The organism is Clostridium sp. CCUG 7971, assembly GCF_017590215.1.
In the GTDB taxonomy this organism is placed as follows: Bacteria; Bacillota; Clostridia; order Peptostreptococcales; family Peptostreptococcaceae; genus Faecalimicrobium.
On sequence record NZ_JAFFPK010000241.1, the window covers coordinates 1 to 1,346 of the forward strand.

At 33.3% G+C, this 1,346-nt stretch carries 1 protein-coding gene; it reads right to left on the minus strand.

Features of this window, described 5'->3' with window-relative positions:
• The coding region (locus tag JWF52_RS19055; protein ID WP_208335043.1) for an alanine:cation symporter family protein at positions 1-1,259 on the minus strand (1,259 nt) is incomplete at its 3' end.
• Positions 1,260-1,346 lie beyond the last annotated feature (87 nt).

Below are 1,346 nucleotides of genomic sequence, written 5' to 3' on the forward strand. Positions count from 1 at the left end.
GCAGTTACGTTTATTCCAGAAAGAACGAATAATAATAAGTCAACAGCTTCAAATACTACGTTAGCTCCAAATACCGCTAATGTTCCAGCAGCTATTATTAATGCTAAGTATATAGCTATGTTTTTGTTTATTGGGTTTTGCTTGAATAACTTTGTCATGTAGTAATAAGATCCAAGTATTGTTGTTAAAGCTGATAATACTGTGAATGCGCATAGTACTACTAATCCAAATGTTCCTGTTACTGCTTCTGCAGTTGCAAAGTATTGAGATAATCTAGTTACAGCATCCGCTGGGAATTCTATTATTCCGTTGTTTAATCCATAAGATGCTATATAAGAAGTAACTACTATAGATACTACAACTGTAACTACTGTAGGTATTAAAGATATCATAGCAGCTTCTCTTGGCTTAGAATCTGATTCTTGAGCAGCCATAGCTAATGCTCCTAGACCTGTTTCAGCTGTTTGGATTATCTTTTGCATTCCTAATACAAATCCTAATACTATACCAGTAAATCCGTTAACTGGATTAGTCATACCTTGGATTACACCTTCAACATAAGTAGGTATATATCCTGAAGTTTTTATAACGAACATTGTGAAGAATATAAAGTATCCTGCAACAGCTGTTCCTATCATATAAGTCATAGCTCCCATGAATAATTCATGCTTTTTAGATAATACTAGTGCAGCAACTACAGCTATTACCGGCACTACTATAAACATATATCTTTGAACTAAACTAAGTTCCATACCAAATTTATCAAGTACTATGGCAGAAACTGAATCTATACCACTGAACTGGAATCCACCGAACCCAAATACTGCTAGTGCTACGAAACATACTGCATATAATAAACCAAGCTTTGGTGATATTAATGATGATATATACTCTTTTGGAGTTTTACCCATTATTTTAGAGTTTAATGTTTCTGCATAAGAAACTGGAACCATTATACATGCTCCTATTAAAGCCCATATAGCCATTGCTTCTATGTTTCTTTCTCCTGATGCAGCTAATTTTGATAATGCTCCTAAAACTCCTATTATTGCCCCTGTACCTATCATCGCTCCTAATGATATAGATGCCGGACCTATAACATTCTTTATTTGTAACTTAGCAGGCGTTGTAGCCTTCTTTTGAATCATAAATATCGTTCTTATAGACATTATCGCACCAGTTATTAATATAAATGGTAAGAATACTGGCCATATCATATCTGATATTTTAGTTATTACAGCTTCTAGTTGATGTAACATTTTGCCCCAATTTTCGACTCCTTTTCTTTAGCCTTATTAACTTTGATGAATTAATTTGATGAATTTAATAAAATAGCTAAAGTAATA